Origin of the sequence: Ancylobacter moscoviensis, from assembly GCF_007559435.1 — a bacterium.
Taxonomy (GTDB): domain Bacteria; phylum Pseudomonadota; class Alphaproteobacteria; order Rhizobiales; family Xanthobacteraceae; genus Ancylobacter; species Ancylobacter moscoviensis.
The window spans coordinates 13,973-32,470 of sequence record NZ_VMBP01000006.1 but is presented as its reverse complement, the minus strand read 5'-3'; the positions used below and the strand labels follow the sequence as shown (position 1 = coordinate 32,470).

The window sequence follows — 18,498 nt, the reverse complement described above, 5'->3', positions numbered from 1 at the left end:
TGTCTCCTGACCCATGCAACGTGGCAGACGGAGACACCGCCATGACCACTATTCTCCTGATCATTCTTATCCTGATACTTGTCGGCGCCCTGCCGAGCTGGGGCTATAGCCGCAGCTGGGGCTATGGCCCCAGCGGTCTCGTCACCATTCTTCTGGTGATCCTGATCGTGATGATGCTCACCGGCAGGGTATAGGCGGGGCTCGCTCAGCCCCGCCATTCGGCGGCGATCTCTCCCGCCGGGCGGATCGCGGCGCCGGCGAACTGCAGTGCCGCCATCATCGCCACCTGCACGTTCGCCGCCGGCACCTCGCTACCGCCGAAAGCAAGATCACGGGTCGCCGCCGCGTCATGCGCCAAGGTGACACCGTAGCCGAGGTCGAGCGCCGCCCGCGTGGCGGCGTCGACGCACATATGGCTCATCGCCCCAACCACAACGAGCGCACCGACGTCCTTGCTCTTCAGCACCTCGTCGAGGTCCGTGCGCAGGAAGGAATTCACGTTCTGCTTCACGATCACCGGCTCTTCCGGCTGCGGCGCCACCGCCGGATGGATCTCTGCACCCGCGGTGCCCTTGCCGAAGAACGGAGCGTCGACCTTCGGCGACTCGTGCCGCACATGGACGACGGGAATTCCCTTCTCCCGCGCGGCGCGCAGAAGGCCGGCCGCAGCCTCCGCCGCAGCTTCAATGCCGACCAGCGGATACTTCCCGCCGGGAAAATAATCGTTCTGAAGATCGATGATGAGCAGGGCAGTGGCGGACACGATACGTCTCCGGGACGAAGGGGGGGCGCCACGGTCGGACGCCGTGGCCCCACCTGTCAACCGGCGCCCGCCAGCGCCAACCATTCGTCTTCGGTAAGCACCGCGACGCCCAGTTCGCGTGCCTTGGCGAGCTTGGAGCCGGCATCGGCGCCGGCCACGACATAATCGGTCTTCTTCGATACCGAGCCGGCGACCTTGGCGCCAATCCGCTCCGCCATGGCCTTCGCCTCGTCGCGCGTCATCTTCTCCAGCGCGCCGGTGAACACCACCGTCTTGCCCCCGACCGCGCCGCCGCTCGCCACCGCCTCCATCGGCTCGGTGGTCACTTCCTTCAGCAGGGCATCGAGCGCCGCCTCATTGTTCGGCTCGTTGAAGAAATCGACCACCGCCTCCGCGACGACCGAGCCGATGCCCTCGATCCCCACCAATTCGGCCCAAGCCTCGTTGCCCTTGGGGTGCTCCTCGCCCGGCGGCACGGCCGCCAACGCGGCCTCGCGCAGCGCCTCGATGGAACCGAAATGCCGCATCAGCCGCTTGGCGTTGGTCTCCCCGACATGGCGGATGCCGAGCGCATAGAGGAAGCGGTTGACCGGCACATGCCGGCGCGCCTCGATGGCGGCGAAGAGGTTCTTCGCCGAGGTCTCGCCCCAGCCATCGCGATTCTTCAGCCGGGTCAGCGAGGTGGGATCGGAATCGCGGGCCACCAGCGTGAAGATGTCGGCCGGCTGGGTGATCATCCCCCAGTCGTGGAAGGCCTGCACCTGTTTCTCGCCCAGCCCCTCGATATCGAAGGCGTCGCGCGAGACGAAGTGGCGGATGCGCTCCACCGCCTGCGCCGGGCAGATCAGCCCGCCGGTGCAGCGCCGTACCACCTCCCCCTCCTCGCGCACGGCATGCGAACCGCAAGCGGGACAGATGGTGGGGAAGCTGTAGGGCTTCGCATCGGGGGAGCGGCGCTCCAGCACCACGTCGACGACCTGCGGGATGACGTCGCCCGCCCGCTGGATCGTCACCCAGTCGCCTTCGCGTATGTCCACCGGCTTGTCTTCGAAAGTCCCGCGGATCGGCTCGCCACTGCCGCCGATGCCCCGGATGTAATCCTCGTTGTGCAGCGAAGCGTTGGAGACCACGACGCCGCCCACCGTCACCGGGGTCAGCTTGGCGACCGGGGTGAGCGCGCCGGTCCGCCCCACCTGGATCTCGATCCGCTCCAGCTGCGTGATCGCCCGCTGGGCGGGGAACTTGTGCGCCAGCGCCCAGCGCGGCGAGCGCGAGACGAAGCCGAGCCGGTTCTGCAGCGCGAGGCTGTCGACCTTGTAGACGACGCCGTCGATGTCGTAGCCGAGAGCTGCGCGCTGTTCCTCGATCCGATGATAATGCGCCAGCAGCTCGGCCGCCGAATGGCAGCGAACGGTGAGCGGGTTGGTCGGCAGCCCCCAGCGTCGGAACGCCTCGATCACGCCGAACTGAGTGTCGGCCGGAAGCCCCCGGCCCTCCTTGCCGCCATCGCTTACCTCGCCCCAGGCATAGGCGAAGAAACGCAGAGGACGGCTGGCCGTGATCTTCGCGTCGAGCTGGCGCAGGCTGCCCGCCGCCGCGTTGCGCGGATTGGCGAAAAGCGGCTTGCCGGCGGCCTGCTGGCGCTCGTTGATCGCGGTGAAATCGGCGTGGCCCATATAGACCTCGCCGCGCACCTCGAAGATCTCGGGGATTTCGAACATGTCCCGGCCCTTCAGCTGTTCCGGGATCTCCGCGATGGTGCGCACATTGGCGGTGACGTCCTCGCCTTCGAAGCCGTCGCCGCGCGTCGCCGCCTGCACGAGGCGCGCCCCCTCATAGCGCAGCGAACACGACAGGCCGTCGATCTTCGGTTCAGCGGTAAAGGTGAGGTCGGCATCGACCGACAGCCCGAGGAAACGGCGGACGCGGGCGACGAATTCCTCGACCTCCTCGTCGGCGAACGCATTGCCGAGCGAGAGCATCGGCACGCGATGGCGCACCTTGGCGAATTTCGCCGACGGCGCCGCGCCCACCTTCTCCGACAGGCTGTCGATGCCTTTGAGCTCGGGAAACTGCGCCTCGATCGCCTCGTAGCGCCGGCGCAGCTCGTCATACTCCGCATCGGAGATGGTCGGCGCGTCTTCCTGGTAGTAGCGGCGATCGGCGGCGGCGATCGCGTCGCCGAGCCGGGAATGTTCCTTGGCCGCCTCATCGGCGGTCAGCTTCTCGACGGGGATGTCGGCGGTGGATGCGCTCATGGCGTTCACTTAACGGATTCGGCGCCCTTGAGCAGCCGCTCGGCAGCCGCGCGGGCTTCCGAGGTGATCTCGGCGCCGGAAAGCATGCGGGCGATCTCCTCGCGGCGATGATCGGGCGCCAGCGGCGCGACGCGCGTCGCCACCCGGTCGAGATCGCTCATCGCTTCCTTGGCGATGCGGAAATGATTGCCGGCGCGCGCCGCGACCTGCGGGGCATGGGTAACCGCGACCACCTGCACGCGGTCGGAGAGCCGTGCCAGCCGGGCACCGATGGCGTCCGCCACGGCCCCGCCGACGCCCGTATCGATCTCGTCGAAGACGAGGGTCGGCGCCGATCCCCTGTCGGCCAGCACCACCTTGAGCGCCAGCAGGAAGCGCGCCAGCTCGCCGCCGGACGCCACCTTCATCATCGGCCCCGGGCGCGTGCCGGGGTTGGTCTGCACCCAGAACTCGATGCGGTCATAACCATCGGCCTGGCCGCTCTCGTCGCTCTGGCAGTCGGTGATGAAGCGCGCATGTTCCAGCTTCAGCGGCGGCAGCTCGGCGTTCACCGCGGTGTCGAGTGCCATGGCCGCCGCGCGGCGCTTTTCGGAAAGCTGCCGCGCCGCGTGCCGGTAGGCCGTCTCGGCCTCGGCCGCGCGGGCTTCCAGTCGCTTGAGCGTTGCCGCCCCGTGATCGAGCGCATCGAGCTGCTCGGCGAAGCGCACCGCCACCGCGGGCAGCTCGTCCACCGTGCAGGCGAATTTGCGCCCGGCCGCACGTAGCGCAAAGAGCCGCTCCTCGATCCGCTCCAGTTCGTGCGGATCGAAATCCGCCTCACGCAACGCCGCGTCGAGATGCGCGCGGGCGAGTTCCAGCGCGTTCAGCGCCGCGTCGATCGCCTCCACAGCCGGGCGCACCAGCGCCTCCACCTCGCCGGCCCGCCTCTCCAGCCGGCGTACGGCGGCGGCAAGGCCGGGAATGGGCGAGCTGGCGCCGCCGACGGCGTCCTGCGCGTCGGCGAGATCGGTCGCGATCTTCTCGAACCGCATCATCTCGGTACGTCGCGTCGCGAGGCGCTCCTCCTCGCCCGGCTCGGCCGCCAGCGCCGTGAGTTCCTCCACCGCGTGGCGGATGAAATCGGCCTCCTTCGCCGCCTCGTCGAGCCGCGCCTTCTCTTCCGCCGCCTCCGCCCGGGCCGCCCGCCAGCTCCGCCAGAGGCTGCCGACCTCCTCGGTCAGCGGCGCAAGGCCGCCATAGGCATCGAGCAAGGCGCGGTGCGAGGCGGGGTCGACCAGCGCCCGGTCGTCATGCTGTCCGTGGATCTCGACCAGCCGCCGGCCGAGATTGCGCAGCATCTGCGCGCTCACCGACTGGTCGTTGACGAAGGCACGGGTGCGCCCGTCCGCGTGCTGCACGCGGCGCAGAACGAGCGCCCCGTCATCGTCGATGCCGGCTTCGTTGAGCAGGCCCCGCACGGGATGGTCGACCGGCAGGTCGAATTCCGCCGTCACCTGTCCCTGCGCCTCACCCTGCCGAACCAGCGAACCGTCGCCGCGCCCGCCGAGCGCGAGGGTGAAGGCATCGAGGAGGATCGACTTGCCGGCGCCGGTCTCGCCGGTCAGAACGGTGAGACCCGGCCGGAAGGACAGATCGAGCCGCTCGATGAGCACGATATCCCTGATCGACAGGGCGGCCAGCATGCGTGACGCTCCAGAACGATTCCGCGCGGAACAGCGGGACGCGCCTTTCTAGCAGCTTGCGCAGCCGCGCGCACCGGGCGTTCTCATTTTGTTCGCAGAACACGTCACAGGACGGAAGAGGCGCTTGGCGCCCCGCCCAGAGATCAGCCCAGCGAGAATCCCTTGAAGGCCTTGGCGATCCAGGACTGCTCGTTGAGCTGCGGATTCACCCCGCGCGACTGAACGAGCTTGTAGGCGTCCTTGTACCAGGAGCTATCCGGGAAATTGTAGCCGAGCACGGCCGCCGACGTCTGGGCCTCGTTGATCACGCCCAGCGCCATATAGGCTTCGGTCAGGCGATACAGCGCCTCCTCGACATGGCGCGTCGTCTGGTAGCGGGTGACGACGACCTTGAAGCGGTTGATGGCGCCGGCGTAGTTGCGCTGCTCCAGATAGTAGCGCCCGATCATCATTTCCTTGCCGGCGAGCTGGTCGCGCGCGACCTCGAGCTTCTTCTTGGCGCTGACGGCGTACTCGGTGTTGGGGTACTTGCGAACCACCTCATCGAGCGCGTCCATCGCACGCTGCGTGCGCGCCTGGTCGCGGGAAATGTCGGGGATCTCATCGTAATAGGACGAGGCGACGAGGAACGCCGCATAGGCCGCGTCGTCCGAGCCCGGATGCAGCGCCAGATAGCGCTTGGCCGCCGCGACGCACTCGTCGTACTTGCCCATGGAGTAGTTCACATAGGCAATCATCAGCAAGGACTTGCGCGCCCATTCCGAATAGGGATGCTGACGATCCACGTCCTCGAAGCGCTTGATCGCCTCGGCATAGTCTTCCTTCGCCATGAGGGTCAGGCCCTCATTGTAGCGCTGCTCCGCCGGAACGTCGGGGAAGACCGTCTCTTCCTTGTTGGTGTCGAACCAGCTCGCGCATCCGCCGAGGGTCGCGCCGACCATGACGAGGCCGGCAAGCCGGACGGCGAAGGCGCCGGCGCTCAGCCCTCCACGCGCGTGCGCCGGGCGTTCCGCCGAAAGAGCCGCGCTGGGCCGGCCGAGACTGAGAAGACGCATCACAAGTTCGATCCCGATCTGGTCGCTACTTCGCCGCCGTGTTGCGCGATCAGGCGCTAAGGCCGCTTTCCGACCGGATTATGGCGCCTTGGGATGTAGAGAGCAAAGAGGTGTGGGCGAGCGCCGGTAAATCCGTATCTGTTGCGCAAAGGACGCGCAGGGGACGGGAAAACAGCCTCAAAGCTCCGGCGCATAGGCCGGGACGGCCACCGCGACCACGCCGGCATTGGCGCTGACGCTGCGGCGCGCCGGAATGCGGGCCTCGACAACCTCATAGGCCGTGCGGTCGGAAAGCAGAGCGTCGACCACGGCGAAGTTGAGCTTGTGGCCACCGCGATAGGAACGGTAGCGCGCCATCATCGGCAGGCCGCCAATGGCGAGGTCGCCCACCGCGTCCAGCGCCTTGTGGCGGACGAACTCGTCCGCGTAGCGCAGACCGGTCGTGTTCACGATGCCGTCCTCGCCGAGGCAGATCGTGTTGTCGAGCGAGGCGCCGAGCGCATAGCCCGCCTGCCAGAGACGCTCCACATCGCTCACGAAGCCGAAGGTGCGGGCCGACGCCAGCTCCTTGCGGAACACGTCCGGCGACATGGTGGCCGCGAAGCGCTGGCGGCCGATGGCGGCGTGGGCGAAGTCGATCTCAACCTCGAGCCGGAAACCGAAATCGTAAGGGGTCAGTTCGCCATAGCCGGTTTCGGTCTCGATGCGGACCGGCTTCAGCACGCGCAGATACCGGCGCGGCCGGTTGGTCTCGACGATGCCCGCATCATCGACCGCCGCCACGAACTCCCCGGCGCTGCCGTCGAGGATCGGCACTTCCGGCCCGTCCAGCTCGACATGCGCATTGTCGACCCCGAGACCGGCGAAGCAGGCCAGCAGGTGCTCGACAGTGGAAACGGCCGGACCGCTCGAATCACGCAGTACGGTGGCGAGGTCGCTGCCGCGCACGGCGCCACGGCAGGCGCGGACGGACTGGGACGAATCGGTACGGTGGAAAACGATGCCGGTATCGGCTTCAGCGGGAGCGATGCTCAACCGGGCCTGCTTGCCGGAATGAACGCCGACGCCGGAAAGCGTCACGCAGTCGCCAAGAGTGGTCTGCCGTACAGCGTTCATTCAGTCCACAAAGCGTCCACACGAAGCGGAGCCGCTTTCCCCATTCCCCAAGAACCAACAAATTCGACCGCCATGTTGTGAGGTACGGAAGCGAATCCGAACCGGCGGCTTATCGTTGGCTGGCAAGATAACGACGCCCCCACCCGGCGCCAAATCACGCTTGCTTACCTTCTGTTACCGTTCCTACGCTGCCGCAAAATCCTAAAAAATCGTTTAATCTCAAAAGAGTACACCCGGGCCTCGCGACCCGGGTGCTGCGTTGCGTTACAGGCTCTGTAACAGGCGGCTTCCGCCCTCGCGGAAGACCGCCGTATCGGCCCCTCAGCCCTGCCGGCGCAGGAAGGCGGGGATGTCGAGATGGTCGTCCTCGGCCGGACGCGCGGCGCGGGGCTCGGCCGGGCGCTGGGCGGGACGCTTGGCGAACTCGGACACTTCCGGACGCATGTCGGCCAGCGGACGGCTCTCCGGCTGCGCGGCGCGGCGCACCATCGGACGCATCTCGGCCGGCGGATCGACCTCTTCCTCGTCCTGGTGACGGCCGAGGCCGACATTGGCGAGACGCTGGAGCAGCGTCATGCGCTTCTTCTCGGCCTGATGATGCTCGGGCACCTCGCCGCGCGCGGCGCGGATCTGGTTCTGCGCGGGCATCGGCAGTTCGTCGACACGCGGCATGCGCGGCGAGGGACGCTCGGCCTGCGGCGGAATGAACGGCTCGATGGCGTGATCCTCATAGGCCGCCTCGTTGACCATCGGCGCCGGCTCCGGGTCCGCGTAGAGCGCGGGCTTGGGCGCCAGCGGGCGGATGGTCACGTCGTCGATCGCCGCCGGAGCGGGAGCATAGGTCTCCTCGCCGCCGTAGATGTGGTCGTCGGCGGCCGGGCCGGCGAAGGTCGGCTCGGCGACCGACGCGTAGTCGTCGACCAGCGCGGACGCGACCGAACGCAGCGCCGCGTCGCGGCGGGCCTCGACGGCCGCACGGCCGGCATTGGAGACCCGGCGCCCGCCGATGTCGGCGACGTTGCCGAGGCTATGCGGGATCTGCTCCGGGATCACCGCCGGATCGATCCCGGTGGCGACCACGGACACGCGGATCAGGCCTTCCAGCGTCTCGTCGAAGGTGGCGCCGAGGATGATGTTGGCATCCGGATCGACTTCCTCGCGGATGCGGGTGGCCGCCTCGTCGACCTCGAACAGGGTAAGGTCCTTGCCGCCGGTGATGGAGATCAGCAGGCCGCGGGCGCCGCGCATCGAGACTTCGTCGAGCAGCGGATTGGCGATCGCCGCCTCGGCCGCGTGCAGCGCGCGCTTCTCACCGGAAGCCTCGCCGGTGCCCATCATCGCCTTGCCCATCTCGCGCATCACGGCGCGGACGTCGGCGAAGTCGAGGTTGATGAGGCCTTCCTTCACCATCAGGTCGGTGATGCAGGCCACGCCCGAATAGAGCACCTGGTCCGCCATCGCGAAGGCGTCGGCGAAGGTGGTGCGCTCATTGGCCACCCGGAACAGGTTCTGGTTCGGGATGACGATGAGGGTGTCGACACCCTTCTGCAGCTCGGAGATGCCCATCTCGCCGATGCGCATGCGGCGCTGGCCCTCGAAGTGGAAGGGCTTGGTCACGACGCCGACGGTGAGGATGCCGAGTTCGCGGGCCGCGCGGGCGATGACCGGGGCGGCGCCGGTGCCGGTGCCGCCGCCCATGCCGGCGGTGATGAACACCATGTGCGCGCCGGCGAGGTGATCGCGGATCTCGTCGAGCGCTTCCTCGGCGGCGGCGCGGCCGACTTCCGGCTGCGAGCCGGCGCCGAGGCCTTCCGTCACCGCGACGCCCATCTGCACGATGCGCTCGGCCTTGGAGAGGGTGAGCGCCTGCGCGTCGGTGTTGGCGACCACGAAATCCACGCCGCAAAGGCCGGCGGTGATCATGTTGTTGACTGCGTTGCCGCCTGCGCCGCCGACGCCGAACACGGTGATCCGGGGACGCAGTTCGCGGATGTCAGGTGCCTGGAGGTTGATCGTCATTTCTGTTGTCCCCTAACGCCGGAGGGCACGGAGCCCGTCTCGATCACTTTGGTGCCGGTTCCGCCGGCGCGGGTTATGTGGAAACGGGTTGCGCGAAGCACGTCAGAAGGCCTCCCTGAGCCAGTGTCCGACGCGCGAGAAATAGCCGTCACCCTCCGCATGGGAGGTGCGGTGGCGGCGGGCCTCGAAGTGCTCGAGTCCGGCGACCTGCGGATAGACGAGAAGGCCGGTGGCGACGGCGAAGGGCGCCCCGCGCGCCGCCTCCGGCAGCTTGGAGATGCCCAGCGGGCGGCCGATGCGCACCTGCGGGCCGAGGATCTTGCCCACCAGCTCGGCAAGACCGGTGAGCTGCGCGGCACCGCCGGTGAGCACGACGCGCTGGCCCGCGCCGGCCGCATGGCCGGAAGCGTTCAGCCGGTCGCGCAACAGCTCGACGATCTCTTCCACCCGTGGGCGGATGATGCGCACGAGGCGCGATTTCGGCAGCGCCCGCGGCAGGTCGTGATGGTCGTCGGAAATGCTCGGCACGGTGAGCATCTCGCGTTCATCGGCGCTCATCGCCATGACGCCCCCATGCAGGCTCTTCAGCCGCTCGGCGTCCATCAGGCGGGTGGAGAGGCCGCGCGCGACGTCGTTGGTGACATGCTGGCCGCCAAGCGCGATGCCGTCGACATGCACGCAATGGCCGTTCTCGACCACCGCCACCGTGGTGGTGCCGGCGCCGAAATCGATCAGCGTCACGCCGAGCTCGGCCTCGTCGTCGGCCAAGGTCGAGAGCGCGGCGGCGTAGGGCGCGGCGACCATGGCCTCGACACCGAGATGGCAGCGCTCGATGCACAGCAGCAGGTTGCGCACCGCCGCCGCTTCCGCGGTGATGACGTGAAGGTCGACACCGAGCCGGCGCCCGAGCATGCCGCGCGGCTCGCCGATGCCGCCCACGCCGTCGAGCGCGTAGCCGACCGGCAGGGCGTGAAGGATGGTGCGCCCCTCGCCGACGGCGAAGGTCGAGGCGGCGTCGAGCACGCGGCGGATGTCGCCCTCGGCAACCGCCGGCTCCGGCAGGTCGACCTCGGCGGCGAAGTGCTCGGAGGACAGACGGCCGCCCGCGAGCGAGACGACGACGGAGGCGATCTGCGCGCCGGCCATGCGCTCGGCGGCGTCGACCGCCCGGCGGATGGCGTGCTCGGCACGCTCCATGTCGATGACGGTGCCGCCCTTCATGCCATGCGCGCTGGTGTGGCCGATGCCGAGCACGTCGACCGAGTGGCTGCGGCGGCGCAGGCTGGAGGAAGAATCGCGCGGCTTCAGCCGGGCGATCATGCACACGATCTTGGAGGTGCCGACCTCGAGCACCCCGACCACGCCGGTGCGGCGGGGCGAGAGCGGACGCATCTTCGGGGCGATCTCGAACGGAGCGCGCGGTCTCATGTATTGCTCCCCTTCTTCGCCTTGGCCCGGGCCTTCAGCTCGGCCTGGCGCGCCTCGTAGGCGGCATCGGAGAGACGGACCGACACGCGGTCGGGCAGGCGAAGGTCGACGATGGTGATGTCGCGGCTCAACAGAGACTTGTCCTTGTCCAGCACGGCAAGCTGCTGGAGCGCATCCACGAGGCCGCGCTCGGGCAGGCGCACGTCGATGCCGTTGCGCATCTTCAGCGTCCAGCGGCGATCGGCGACACGAATCGCGGCGCGCACCTGGTCGCGCACGCCGGGCACGAGGCTCAGGGCCTCGACGATCTCGACCACGCTCTTCTCGGCGCCGTCGCCGACGACGATCGGCAGGCGAATGTAGCGGGCATCGTCGGAATAGGGCGCGATCACCGTGCCGTCGCGGGCGATGACGTTGATCTTGCCGTCCTTCTGCCAGAGCGCGAATCCCTCGCGCTCGACGATCTGGATGTCCAGACGGTCGGGATAGAGTTTCTGCACCGTGGCACGCTTGATCCAGGCGAGTTCTTCAAGCCGGGTGCGCGCGCCCTCGGCGTCGAGGAACACCAGCGAGGAGGTCGGCTTCACGCCCGCCGTCGCGAGGATGTCGCCGGGGGTGACGTGATTCTGGCCGGAAAGGTTGACGTTGGCGATCCGGAAACCGGCGAGATTCGCGGCGGCATCGCCCATGTCGCGGACGGTTTCGATCGCGGTCGGCATATGGCCGCCACGCTCGAGGCCGTAGATGCCGGTGGCGGCGAAGAGCAGCGCCGTCAACCAGGTTCCGGCGCCGCAGCTCATCGCCCGCGAGGCGGAAAGGCCGACGAGGAATCGCCGACCGCCGATGATGGCGCGATCGAGTATGCGGGTGCGCCCTTCGGCCGGCGCCGCCCCCGCCTGATGGCGGCTCGGCATCCGGCCTCGCACGTCACGCTGCGAATCACCTGTGGCCGCGCCGGGTCGCTTGCCCGCAGGCGCCTGCCTGGGGGTCAGCGATCGAGCGAAGCGTCCTCCACCATCCATCGTACAAGCTCACCGAACGAATGGCCCGCATGGGCAGCCAGTTCGGGCACAAGCGACGTCTCGGTCATTCCGGGCTGGGTGTTCACTTCCAGACAGACCAGACCGGATTCGTCCCCGGTCCGATCGTCGTATCGGAAGTCCGACCTGCTGATGCCCCGACAGCCGAGCGCGCCATGCGCCTTAACCGCTAACATCCGCACCTTTTGGTAAACATTCGGTAAAATTCGGGCCGGAAGAATGTGAACAGAACCGCCCGGGGCGTATTTTGCCTCGTAATCATAGAACCTTACGGCGGACTGGATTTCGATGACGTCGAGCGCCTCTCCGCCCATGACGGCGCAGGTAAGCTCCAGTCCGGGGATGTAACGTTCGGCCAGAAGCAGGTCGCCATGCGTCCAATCGGGGCGATGCAGCTCCTGCGGCGGGTGCTCCTGGTCCTCGCGGACGATGAACACGCCGACCGACGATCCTTCCGAGACCGGCTTGAGCACATAGGGACGCGGCAGCACATGCGCGCGCGCCGCTTCCGCGCGCGTCACCACGCGCCCCTCCGGCACGGGCACGCCATGCGCGGCGAGGATGATCTTGGCCTGCGCCTTGTCCATCGCCAACGCCGAAGCCAGCACGCCGGAATGGGTGTAGGGGATGCGCAGGATCTCGAGGATGCCCTGGATGGTGCCGTCCTCGCCGGGCCGTCCGTGCAGGGCGTTGAGCGCCACATCCGGCCGGAGCCGCGTCAGCACCTCGGCAATGTCGTGCCCGACATCAACACGCGAGACGCGGTAGCCGACGCTCTCGGCCGCCCTGACGCAGGCCTCCCCCGAGCGCAGCGACACGTCGCGCTCCGCCGACCAGCCGCCCATGAGGACGGCGACATGCTTGGACATGGTCTTCTCCTGACGCCCGGCCGGGCGCCTCTGTTCAGGCCGGAATGCCGATCCGCTTGATCTCCCATTCCAGCTCGACGCCGGAATGGGCCTTCACGCGGCGGCGCACTTCCTCTCCCAGCCCTTCGATATCGGCAGCGGTGGCGCCGCCGGTGTTGATCAGGAAGTTGCAGTGCATAGGCGACATCTGGGCGCCGCCCAGCGTCAGTCCGCGGCAACCCGCGGCATCGATGAGCTGCCAGGCCTTGTGGCCGGGCGGGTTCTTGAAGGTGGAACCGCCGGTCTTCTCGCGGATCGGCTGGGAGGCCTCCCGCGCCTGGGTGATTCGGTCCATCTCCTCGAGGATCGCCGCCGTCTCGCCGGGCCGGCCCTGATAGAGGGCGCTGGTGAAGATCACATCCGCCGGTGCGCCGGAATGGCGATAGGTGAAGCCGAAATCGGCATTGGCGAACACTCGGATGTTGCCGGCGCGGTCGACGCCACGGGCCTCGACGAGCGCGTCCTTCGTCTCGCCGCCGTGCGCACCGGCGTTCATGCGCAGCGCGCCGCCAATGCCGCCGGGGATGCCGCGGTAGAAGGCAAGCCCGTCGATTCCGGCATCCGCCGCCGCCCGGGCCAGCTTCACATCCGGCACCGCCGTGCCGACGCGCAGGCGATGACCTTCCTCGACCTTGATCTCGTTGAAGCCGCGCCCGAGCCGGATCACCACGCCCGGCACGCCGCCTTCGCGGACGATGAGGTTCGAGCCGAGGCCGACCACCATCACCGGGATGTCCGCCGGCAGATGCCGGAGGAAATAAGCGAGGTCGCCCTCGTCCGCCGGGGTGAAGAGAACCTGCGCCGGACCGCCGACCCGGAACCAGGTGAGATCGGCCAGCGGCTGGTTGGCGATCATCCGCCCGCGCAGTTCCGGCATGCGGGCGGATAGCTCGCCGGTGATGTCGGGGAAGCTCACGCCGCCGGCTCCTTCGCCAGCTGCTCGGGCAGGGCATAGGCCCACTGGGTGATGTTGCCGGCGCCAAGGCAGATCACGTAGTCCTCCGGCCGGGCGAGCCCCTTCACGATGCTGGCAAGCGCATCCGCCCCCGGCAGCGCGATCACCGAACGGTGGCCGCGCGCGCGCAGCGCCTCGACCAGATGATCGCGGTCGATGCCGGGGATCGGCGCTTCGCCGGCGGGATAGACGTCGGCGACGATCACATGATCGGCGTCGTTGAAGCAGGTCGAGAACTGGTCGAACAGGGATTGCAGGCGCGTGTAGCGATGCGGCTGCACGATCGCGATCACCTGCCCTTCCGTCGAGGCCCGCGCGGCGCGCAGGACGGCGGCGATCTCCACCGGGTGATGGCCGTAATCGTCGAAGATGGTGACGCCGTTGACCTCTCCCGTACGAGTGAACCGGCGCTTCACGCCGCCGAAGCCGGCCAGCGCGGTGCGGATCTGCTCGTCGGTCGCGCCGAGCTCGTGCGCCACCGCGATGGCGGCCGTGGCGTTCAGGGCGTTGTGGCGGCCCGGCATGGGCAGCACGAGATTGCGCAACTCGTGCACGAGGTCGCCGTTGCGGTCGCGGAACAGCACGCTGAAGCGCGAGACCCCGCCGCGCAGGTCGAGCTCGATCAGGCGCGCATCCGCCTGCGGATTCTCGCCATAGGTGATGACCCGGCGGTCTTCCACATGACCGACGAGGTCCTGCACCACGGGATGGTCGGTGCACATCACCGCAAAGCCGTAGAAGGGCAGGTTGTCGATGAAGCTGCGGAACGCCGCCTGCACCGCCTCGAAGGTCTTGAAGTGGTCGAGATGCTCGGGATCGATGTTGGTGACGACAGCAACCTCGACCGGCAGCTTGAGGAAGGTGCCGTCGCTCTCGTCTGCCTCCACCACCATCCATTCGCCGTCGCCGAGGCGCGCATTGGTGCCGTAGGCGTTGATGATGCCGCCATTGATGACGGTCGGATCGAAACCGCCGGCATCGAGCAGCGTCGCCACCAGCGAGGTGGTGGTGGTCTTGCCGTGGGTACCGGCGATGGCGACGCAGCTCTTCAGCCGCATCAGCTCGGCCAGCATCTCGGCACGGCGCACCACCGGCAGGCGCTTGGCGCGGGCGGCGACCAGCTCGGGGTTGTCGCGCTTGATGGCGGAGGAAACGACCAGAACCTCCGCGCCCTCGATATTCTCGGCCGCGTGGCCGACCTTCACCTTGATGCCCTTCTCGACGAGGCGCTTCACATTCGCGCTCTCGGAGACGTCGGAACCCTGCACCGTGTAGCCGAGATTGTGCAGCACCTCGGCGATGCCGCTCATGCCGATGCCGCCGATGCCGACGAAATGGATGGGACCGAGGGAGAGCGGCAGTTTCATCGTTTCTTCCTTCCGCCTGCGCGCGGGAGAGGCGCCGGCACAACTTCCGGGCGCGCAGAAATAAACGAGGCGGCCCGGCGCGTCACCCGGCTTGTGGCGTGTTCGCTAGGCATCGATTCTGGCAATTGTGACGACGAGTTCGGCCAGCCGCTCGGCGGCGTCGGCGCGGCCCATGCGGCGCGCATCCGCCGCCATGCTCGCGAGGCGGCCCGGATCGGCGGCGAGGCGCGTCACCAGCTCGGCGAAGCTGTCGGGGGTGAAATGGCTCTGCGGCATCAGCACCGCCCCACCCCCATTGGCCAGCGCGGTGGCGTTGGCGAGTTGATCCTGATCGAGCGCGCCGGGCAGCGGCACGAGGACGGAGGGGCGTCCAATGACGCCCAGCTCCGCCACCGTCATGGCGCCGGAACGGGCGATGACCAGATGTGCGTGGGCCATGCGCGCCGGCAGATCGCCGAAGAAGGGGGCCAGCTCGGCCCTGACGCCGAGCCGGGCATAGGTTGCCCGTACCGCCTCGATGTCCTCCTCGCGCGCCTGCTGGACGATGTTCAGCCGGGCCCGCAGGGCCGGATCGAGCCTCTCGACGCCCGGCGGCACGATCTCGCTCATCACCCGCGCTCCCTGGCTGCCGCCGAACACCAGAAGGTCGATCGGGCCGTCCGGTGCCGGCGCCGCGAAGGGAATGCCGGCCGCCTCGATCACCGCCGGACGGACGGGGTTGCCGGTGTGGTGCGCCTTGGCGGCGAGGGCCGAATCGGCGGCGCAGATGTCGGGGTAGCCGGTGGCGATGGCGGTGACGCGCGGTGCGAGCAGGGAATTGGCACGCCCCATCACCGCGTTGGCTTCGTGGATCAGTGTCGGGAAGCCGGCGAAGCGCGCGGCGAGGATCGGCGGCAGGGTCGGATAGCCGCCGAAGCCGACCACGGCGGCGGGCTTCAGCGACCGCATCAGCCGGTAGCCCTTGAGGAAGCCGGCGCCGAGGGTGAGCGCGGTGCGCGCCAGCGCGAGCGGCGAGCGCCCGCGCACCGTCTCCGCCGGCAGGACATGCAGGCGCCGGGCGGGAAAGTCTCCGGCATAGCGGGCGGCACGGGCATCGGTGGCCAGATCGACGTCGATGCCGCGCCGCGCCAGCACGCCGGCCAGTGCCTCGGCCGGAAAGAGATGGCCGCCGGTACCTCCGGCGGCCAGGACGACGAGCGGCTTCGCGTTCGGGCCCTTGCCGTTCACACTCATGACGCCCTCACGCCGGATGGGGAACCGGAGCGCCGAGGCGCGTGCCGAGCCGCTCCAGCTCGGCGAGCGTCGCGGTGCGCGGGCGGCGGCGCGTCAATGCCAGCAGCATGCCCATGCCATAGGCCAGCGACAGCAGCGAGGAGCCACCATAGGACACGAAGGGCAGCGTCATGCCCTTGGCCGGCATCATGTGCAGGTTCACCATCATGTTGATGCAGGACTGGAGCCCGAACAGGATGGCGAGGCCGGCCGTCGCGAAGCGCACGAAAGGATCCTCGTCATTCATCGCCCGCGAGAGCGCCCGCAGAACGATGAAGGCGAACAGGCCGGCGATCATCATGCACAGCACGGCGCCAAACTCCTCGCCCGCCACGGCGAAGATGAAGTCGGTGTGGCCGTCCGGCAGAAGCTTCTTAAAGCTGCCCTCGCCCGGCCCCTGCCCCAGCCAGCCACCATTGAGGAAGCTGCTGATCGACAGGTCGATCTGGTAGGTGTCGCCCGAATCCGGGTTGAGGAAGCGGTCGATGCGCTGGGTGACGTGCGGCACCATGGTGTAGGCGATGAACAGGCCCGTCGCGCCGACACCGGCAAGGCCGATCACCCAGATGATACGCAGGCCGGCAAGGAAGAACAGGCTGCCCCACACCAGCGAGACCAGCATGGTCTGGCCGAAGTCCGGCTGCATGACCAGTGGCGTCACCACCATGCCCAGCAGGCCGATGGCGAGGATCTGGCCCGGCATCTCCGGCCGCCGCACGCTCTCGGAGAACAGCCAGGCGGCGATGATGACGAAGCTGGGCTTGAGGAATTCCGACGGCTGCACGGTGATGCCGGCGACGGTGAGCCAGCGCCGCGCGCCCTTCACCTCCGGCCCGACGACGAGCGTGGCGCAGACGAGGGCGAGGAAGACGAAGAACAGCACCAGCGCGATGCGCCGGATGTTGCGCGGCGACAGGAAGGACGTGCCGATGAGCACGATCAGCGCCGGCACCAGGAACATCACCTGACGGTTCACGAAATGGAACGGGTCGGCAATGCCGAGCCGGGCCGCCACCGGCGGGCTGGCGGCGAGCGCCAGGACGATGCCGATGATCATCAACGCGGCGAGAGCCCCGAGGAGCAGCCGGTCGATGGTCCACCACCACTCGCCAACCACCGTCCTTTCGGCACGCGAAATCATGTACGCCACTCCGGGAAACACACGGCCGGAGTATCGGACGATTAAGGTTGACGGGCGCTTAATGCGCGCCCGCCTCCTCAGCGCGCCGGCAAGGCGTTCACGAGATCGCGGAAGGCGTCGCCGCGCACCTCGAAATTGCGGAACTGGTCGAAGCTGGCGCAGGCCGGCGAGAGCAGCACCACCGGATGGGCGAGGCCGGAAGCGGCCGCATCGCGCGCCGCACTCGCCACCGCGGCATCGAGCGTACCGCTCATCTCATGGAGCACCGCGTCCCCCAGCGTGGCGGCGAAATCCTCGGCGGCGACGCCAATGAGATAGGCCTTGCGCACGCGCGGGAAGTACGGCTTCAGCGGCACGATGCCGCCCTCCTTCGGCTTGCCGCCGGCGATCCAGAAGATGTCGTCGAAGGAGGTGAGCGCCCGCTCGGCGGCGTCGGCGTTGGTGGCCTTGGAATCGTTGACGAACAGCACGTCGCCGATGGTGCGCACCTGCTCCATCCGGTGGGCGAGGCCGGGGAAGCTGCGAATGCCGGCGGCGATCACCTCCGGCGCGAGGCCGAGCGCGCGGGCGGCAGCGAAGGCGGCCGCCGCGTTCTGGGCATTGTGCGCGCCACGCAGCGAGCCGATCCCGGCCAGCGGCAGGGTGAAGACCGTCGCGCCCTTCTCGGCCACTACGAGCGTGTCGCCATCGAGCCAGATGCCATCGTCGAGCTTCTCGCGCACCGAGAGACGCACGACATACTTGCCTGCGGCTTCCGCGCGGTCGGCGATGGCGCGCGACCAGTCGTCGTCGACACCGATCACCGCCGTGCCGCCGGCCTCGACCCCGGCGACAAGGCGTTCCTTGACCTCCGCGTAGTGCTCCATCGTGCCATGCCGGTCGATATGGTCGGGCGACAGGTTGAGCAGGATGCCGACCGACGGATCGAGGCTCGGGGCGAGGTCGACCTGATAGGAGGAGCACTCGATCACATAGACGCGGCCGGGCTTGGGCGGCTCCAGCCCGAGAATGGCGGGGCCGAAATTGCCGCCGATCTGCACGTCGCGCCCGCCGACCTTCATAAGATGGGCGAGCAGCGCGGTGGTGGTGGACTTGCCATTGGTGCCGGTGATGGCGGCCAGCGGCGGACGGCGGGTGGCGAGCCGGCGTTCGCGGCAGAACAGCTCAATGTCGCCGATCACCTCGACGCCCGCGCCCCGCGCCAGCCCCACGCTCCAATGGGGCTCGGGATGGGTGAGCGGCACGCCGGGGGCCAGCACCAGCGCGGCGATATCGCTCCAGTCGAGCGCGCGCAGATCGCCCGTCGGGATGCCCTCCTCCGCCGCCTTGGCGACCGAGGCCGGGGAATCGTCCCACGCCGTCACCCGCGCTCCCCCGGCGATCAGCGCGCGGGCGGTGGCGAGGCCGGAGCCGCCGAGGCCGAACAGAGCGACCGGGCGGTCTTTCAGGGACGTGACGGGGATCATGGTGCGCAAAGACCTCGAATGGGCGGCC

15 protein-coding genes are annotated in these 18,498 nt (G+C 68.6%); 1 reads left to right on the top strand and 14 read right to left on the bottom strand.

Annotated elements, in window-relative coordinates; all coding sequences use genetic code 11:
- Nucleotides 1-41 precede the first annotated feature (41 nt).
- Nucleotides 42-194, top strand: coding sequence for a DUF3309 domain-containing protein (locus tag FO470_RS16640; RefSeq protein ID WP_144344112.1), 153 nt, complete (start codon nucleotides 42-44; stop codon nucleotides 192-194).
- Between the two features lie 11 nt (nucleotides 195-205).
- On the opposite strand, the gene FO470_RS16635 is transcribed toward FO470_RS16640, so the two are convergent.
- The 14 genes from FO470_RS16635 to murD form a co-directional block, all read right to left on the bottom strand.
- Nucleotides 206-763 carry a cysteine hydrolase family protein gene (locus tag FO470_RS16635; RefSeq protein ID WP_144344111.1) on the bottom strand — a complete coding sequence of 186 codons (558 nt, stop codon included), beginning with the start codon at nucleotides 761-763 and terminating at the stop codon, nucleotides 206-208.
- Nucleotides 764-819: 56 nt separating this feature from the next.
- Entirely contained in the window at nucleotides 820-3,021 is a 2,202-nt protein-coding gene (gene ligA / locus FO470_RS16630) for an NAD-dependent DNA ligase LigA (RefSeq protein WP_144344110.1), read from the bottom strand.
- A 5-nt stretch (nucleotides 3,022-3,026) separates the two neighbouring features.
- Nucleotides 3,027-4,703 (bottom strand): DNA repair protein RecN, encoded by a 1,677-nt coding sequence (recN, locus tag FO470_RS16625; protein WP_144344109.1) that lies wholly within the window; start codon nucleotides 4,701-4,703, stop codon nucleotides 3,027-3,029.
- 143 nt (nucleotides 4,704-4,846) lie between these two features.
- Nucleotides 4,847-5,758, bottom strand: a complete 912-nt coding sequence (locus tag FO470_RS16620) for an outer membrane protein assembly factor BamD (protein ID WP_144344108.1) — start codon at nucleotides 5,756-5,758, stop codon at nucleotides 4,847-4,849.
- Between the two features lie 177 nt (nucleotides 5,759-5,935).
- Nucleotides 5,936-6,874, bottom strand: a complete 939-nt coding sequence (gene lpxC, locus FO470_RS16615) for a UDP-3-O-acyl-N-acetylglucosamine deacetylase (protein WP_144344107.1) — start codon at nucleotides 6,872-6,874, stop codon at nucleotides 5,936-5,938.
- 321 nt (nucleotides 6,875-7,195) lie between these two features.
- On the bottom strand, nucleotides 7,196-8,893 hold the full coding sequence (gene ftsZ / locus FO470_RS16610) for a cell division protein FtsZ (RefSeq protein WP_144344106.1): 1,698 nt from the start codon (nucleotides 8,891-8,893) through the stop codon (nucleotides 7,196-7,198).
- Nucleotides 8,894-8,995: 102 nt separating this feature from the next.
- Complete coding sequence (gene ftsA / locus FO470_RS16605; RefSeq protein WP_244616783.1) at nucleotides 8,996-10,321, bottom strand: cell division protein FtsA; 1,326 nt, start codon at nucleotides 10,319-10,321, stop codon at nucleotides 8,996-8,998.
- Nucleotides 10,318-11,235, bottom strand: coding sequence for a cell division protein FtsQ/DivIB (locus FO470_RS16600; protein ID WP_144344105.1), 918 nt, complete (start codon nucleotides 11,233-11,235; stop codon nucleotides 10,318-10,320). The genes ftsA and FO470_RS16600 overlap by 4 nt, the downstream gene beginning before the upstream one ends.
- Before the next feature lie 74 nt (nucleotides 11,236-11,309).
- Nucleotides 11,310-12,230 carry a D-alanine--D-alanine ligase gene (locus tag FO470_RS16595; protein WP_144344104.1) on the bottom strand — a complete coding sequence of 307 codons (921 nt, stop codon included), beginning with the start codon at nucleotides 12,228-12,230 and terminating at the stop codon, nucleotides 11,310-11,312.
- A gap of 34 nt (nucleotides 12,231-12,264) precedes the next feature.
- Nucleotides 12,265-13,185 carry a UDP-N-acetylmuramate dehydrogenase gene (gene murB / locus FO470_RS16590; protein ID WP_144344103.1) on the bottom strand — a complete coding sequence of 307 codons (921 nt, stop codon included), beginning with the start codon at nucleotides 13,183-13,185 and terminating at the stop codon, nucleotides 12,265-12,267.
- A complete protein-coding gene (gene murC, locus FO470_RS16585) occupies nucleotides 13,182-14,591 on the bottom strand; it encodes a UDP-N-acetylmuramate--L-alanine ligase (protein WP_144344102.1) in 1,410 nt (469 codons plus the stop codon). Before murC ends, murB begins: the two co-directional genes overlap by 4 nt.
- A 105-nt stretch (nucleotides 14,592-14,696) precedes the next feature.
- Nucleotides 14,697-15,824, bottom strand: coding sequence for an undecaprenyldiphospho-muramoylpentapeptide beta-N-acetylglucosaminyltransferase (gene murG / locus FO470_RS16580; RefSeq protein WP_144344101.1), 1,128 nt, complete (start codon nucleotides 15,822-15,824; stop codon nucleotides 14,697-14,699).
- A gap of 7 nt (nucleotides 15,825-15,831) precedes the next feature.
- On the bottom strand, nucleotides 15,832-17,004 hold the full coding sequence (ftsW, locus tag FO470_RS16575; RefSeq protein ID WP_144344100.1) for a putative lipid II flippase FtsW: 1,173 nt from the start codon (nucleotides 17,002-17,004) through the stop codon (nucleotides 15,832-15,834).
- Nucleotides 17,005-17,081: 77 nt separating this feature from the next.
- A complete protein-coding gene (gene murD, locus FO470_RS16570) occupies nucleotides 17,082-18,470 on the bottom strand; it encodes a UDP-N-acetylmuramoyl-L-alanine--D-glutamate ligase (protein ID WP_144344099.1) in 1,389 nt (462 codons plus the stop codon).
- Between the last annotated feature and the right edge of the window lie 28 nt (nucleotides 18,471-18,498).

Coding starts and splice junctions, on each gene's coding strand:
- murD (WP_144344099.1), bottom strand. CDS start 18,470: ATGATCCCCGTCACGTCCCTGAAAGACCGCCCGGTCGCTCTGTTCGGC.
- FO470_RS16620 (WP_144344108.1), bottom strand. CDS start 5,758: ATGCGTCTTCTCAGTCTCGGCCGGCCCAGCGCGGCTCTTTCGGCGGAA.
- FO470_RS16600 (WP_144344105.1), bottom strand. CDS start 11,235: ATGCCGAGCCGCCATCAGGCGGGGGCGGCGCCGGCCGAAGGGCGCACC.
- ftsZ (WP_144344106.1), bottom strand. CDS start 8,893: ATGACGATCAACCTCCAGGCACCTGACATCCGCGAACTGCGTCCCCGG.
- murG (WP_144344101.1), bottom strand. CDS start 15,824: ATGAGTGTGAACGGCAAGGGCCCGAACGCGAAGCCGCTCGTCGTCCTG.
- FO470_RS16640 (WP_144344112.1), top strand. CDS start 42: ATGACCACTATTCTCCTGATCATTCTTATCCTGATACTTGTCGGCGCC.
- ligA (WP_144344110.1), bottom strand. CDS start 3,021: ATGAGCGCATCCACCGCCGACATCCCCGTCGAGAAGCTGACCGCCGAT.
- ftsW (WP_144344100.1), bottom strand. CDS start 17,004: ATGATTTCGCGTGCCGAAAGGACGGTGGTTGGCGAGTGGTGGTGGACC.
- recN (WP_144344109.1), bottom strand. CDS start 4,703: ATGCTGGCCGCCCTGTCGATCAGGGATATCGTGCTCATCGAGCGGCTC.
- FO470_RS16595 (WP_144344104.1), bottom strand. CDS start 12,230: ATGTCCAAGCATGTCGCCGTCCTCATGGGCGGCTGGTCGGCGGAGCGC.
- lpxC (WP_144344107.1), bottom strand. CDS start 6,874: ATGAACGCTGTACGGCAGACCACTCTTGGCGACTGCGTGACGCTTTCC.
- ftsA (WP_244616783.1), bottom strand. CDS start 10,321: ATGAGACCGCGCGCTCCGTTCGAGATCGCCCCGAAGATGCGTCCGCTC.
- murC (WP_144344102.1), bottom strand. CDS start 14,591: ATGAAACTGCCGCTCTCCCTCGGTCCCATCCATTTCGTCGGCATCGGC.